This window comes from Alteromonas sp. KUL42 (genome assembly GCF_006538325.1).
GTDB lineage: Bacteria > Pseudomonadota > Gammaproteobacteria > Enterobacterales > Alteromonadaceae > Alteromonas.
Genome location: NZ_BJKK01000037.1, coordinates 1 through 2923 on the forward strand (window position 1 = coordinate 1; position 2923 = coordinate 2923).

General features: G+C 40.6%; 3 protein-coding genes. All 3 read right to left on the bottom strand.

The window, feature by feature from the left end; all coding sequences use genetic code 11:
- Positions 1-627: 627 nt before the first annotated feature.
- Complete coding sequence (locus EYR97_RS21720) at positions 628-1140, bottom strand: hypothetical protein (RefSeq protein WP_131095848.1); 513 nt, start codon at positions 1138-1140, stop codon at positions 628-630.
- A 136-nt stretch (positions 1141-1276) separates the two neighbouring features.
- Positions 1277-1663 carry a hypothetical protein gene (locus tag EYR97_RS21725; RefSeq protein ID WP_131095849.1) on the bottom strand — a complete coding sequence of 129 codons (387 nt, stop codon included), beginning with the start codon at positions 1661-1663 and terminating at the stop codon, positions 1277-1279.
- Between the two features lie 93 nt (positions 1664-1756).
- Positions 1757-2494 carry a hypothetical protein gene (locus EYR97_RS21730; RefSeq protein WP_131095850.1) on the bottom strand — a complete coding sequence of 246 codons (738 nt, stop codon included), beginning with the start codon at positions 2492-2494 and terminating at the stop codon, positions 1757-1759.
- Between the last annotated feature and the right edge of the window lie 429 nt (positions 2495-2923).

The following is a 2923-nucleotide window of genomic DNA, read 5'->3' on the forward strand; positions in this document are numbered from 1 at the left end:
TTCCAAATAAGGGGCGCAGACACGTGGGCGATAATGGCGAAGCCGCCCATGTGTTTGCGTCCCAGCCTGCGCCAGCAGGCGACTTAATTTGTTTGTTATACCTGTGTTTGTACAACCTTGGAACCGCTTTTTATAAATGAGCTTAAAGCACGGCTAACACAAGAATTTGAAAAAACGTTGAAATCATATGGTGCTCTAGAAACCTCGTAGTAAGATAGCACTGATTCATTTTCAACGAATACTAATAAGGTTACTCCGTCATTAATCCACACTGACGTTAATGATTCTAATGGCCATTCAAAGCCGAGCAACTCACTTGCAGCTTTATTATTAGAGTAAGGGCCGAGAAAGCAAACTTTATCCCAGTTTCCATCAACATACTCGACGAATTTAATTGGCTCTCTTACGTAATCAAAATTTAAGGACGGGGCTTCTACTTCACCATAGGAGCATGCGCTTAAACCAAGAATTAAAACCAATAAATACAAATAATTCATAAGAAGGTATAACACCCCACTAAGGGGCGATGACACATGGGCTAAAATTAGGAACGAAGTGACGCAGCCCATGTGTTAGCGTCCCAGCGAGCGAAGCGAGAGCCTTGAGTGGTTTGTTATAAACCACTGTTTAAATAGCCTTACGCATTTTATCTATTAACTCAAGACATGCCTGATAAAGCAAGATTTCCATGTCCTCATTATGGTAAAGAGGGCCCCAGCGGAATAGCCCTCTGAGACTAAATTGCTTTGCAAAGAATTCACGCCATGTCACAGATTTAGACACACTGAATGTTTTAACGGTCTTGCCGTGACTAATGTTGTATAGACGCGAAACTAATTTAATTTTTGGACGCCAAAATATAGGTATACCAGACGTTCCAAGATTAACGGTAAAAGCTTCGCCACCATGCAGTGTGACTATAACGACATCCAAGCCAATGTCAGATTTCTTCGGTTCCTTAATGGTAGAAATACTGTGGAGGCAAAAAATCTCTTCAAGTTTTTTGCGCATATGATCTTGTAGTGAATTTCCACTTATAGAAAAGAACGACTCTATTTTAGATATGTTGCTGTCATTAACCACAGCCAATGAACCTAGGTATACATTTGGCTTTTCAGAGTTGAACCAATCGAAGAGCAAATTCAAATTCCTTTTGGCTTATAACACCCGCATAACGGGCAAAAATACGTAGGCTATAATACCGAGCGAAGCGAAGGGAGCCTACGTGTTTTTGTCCCTAGCGAGCAAAGCGAGTGTTGATGCGTTTGTTATATTTTTAGTTGAAAACTACCGGCTTAGTAACTGCAATACCTTTACAACCGTGAAACCCAAAACTGATTGTTATGAAATGCTTCCTAACCATTTCAGCTCTCACGGAATACCATGCCCTATGTGCTTCATCTACTTCACCAGTAAATAGCATTGTATAAAAAGTCGGATCTTCGATGTTATCAACGGATAAAGATATACCATTAAAAGCGTAGCCCCCTAATTCAGTAGGAGCCTCTATTGCAACAGTGTAGCTCCCATCAAAAAACTCAGTGTTTATTGAAATCTTGTCAGCATACTTTTGATTCCAGACAAAGGAATTACCTTCAGTGCTAATGCACGTAGATGAATAAGCGTGAAAAGGAAAAAGCAGAACTAAAAAAATCCATTTCATTTAAGCATTACTCCAAAAATATAACGCCCGCATTTGCGGCTGTTTTGGAGCGCAGCGGAAAAGCAGTCCGACAACATGCGCTTGTTAGAGCATTTACGCTTGGGTGTGCTGAGCATCGACAATATCCTTGGCGATTACTTCACGATCAAAAGCTTCCATCATAGCTTTAATAGCTGCTCGCATTCTCGTTAAGAATACATAGTTGATAAAAACCTTATCTCCTCTTAAACGAATATTCGGATATTTATTCTTATATTCATCTGATGCTTTACCATCAGCATGAACGAGAAGATGCCTTACCTCTAAGTAAGGAAGAGCGTTTTCGATTAACTGTTTTTCAACCTCTAAACCAAGTTTGTTTGCAACCTTTTCTAATAGCTTTAAAGTGCTTCTTTCAGACTCCAAAGCCTGAAAAACTGAATCAGCGATTTTTTTGGTGACATACTCCCAATTGCCAGCAGATAACACATCCTTTGCATCTATTTTGAAGTTGTGCTCTCCGATTAATCGTCCTGCCTCAAATCCCTTCTCAGCGGCTTGCTCTAATATTGTTCTTAGATAATCGGTTACTTCTTCGTAGACATCTTTAATATATGCAGAGTAGACCGTGGTACGAAGGTGTGTCATTATGAGCTTTCTACTGCCTTCAGAGTTTTGGCGCCTGCTTAGATGGCGATGTTTGTCAGGGTCTACGTTCTTTAATACATAATCAGAATCATCATCTGTTAATTCATCTGCAACTATTCCTAATCTCATTACGTCGATGAATTCAATGTCATCGTCAAAGTAATGAATTTTTGACTCGAATGCGTGAAAAGCTTTGGTTCGCATCTAAACTCCGTTTCTGGTTGCTCTAACTTTTAAATAAGGGGCGCAGGCGCGTGGGCTAAAATGCGAAGCAGCCCACGTGTATGCGTCCCAGCCTGCGCCAGCAGGCGACTTAATTTTTTTGTTATACACAAACCGTTTCTTAACTGCCAGCATGTTGAAGAAAATAGGGTAAAAGTACTGAATAAAACAACCAACGTTTTTAGCTTTTACTTGCTGCCAAAGAAGAGAGCTGGTTGAGTTGAAAAGAGGTGTTTTCAAGCTTCCTTAGATGCTGACCGAAAACCAAAACGAACCCCCAAAGCCGTTGTAAAAAAGTACTGAACTTCGGCCTGACTTTTACTAAAAAGTGGGTGGTGTATAACACCCCACTAAGGGGCGATAACACATGGGCTAAAATTAGGAACGAAGTGACGCAGCCCATGTGTTAGC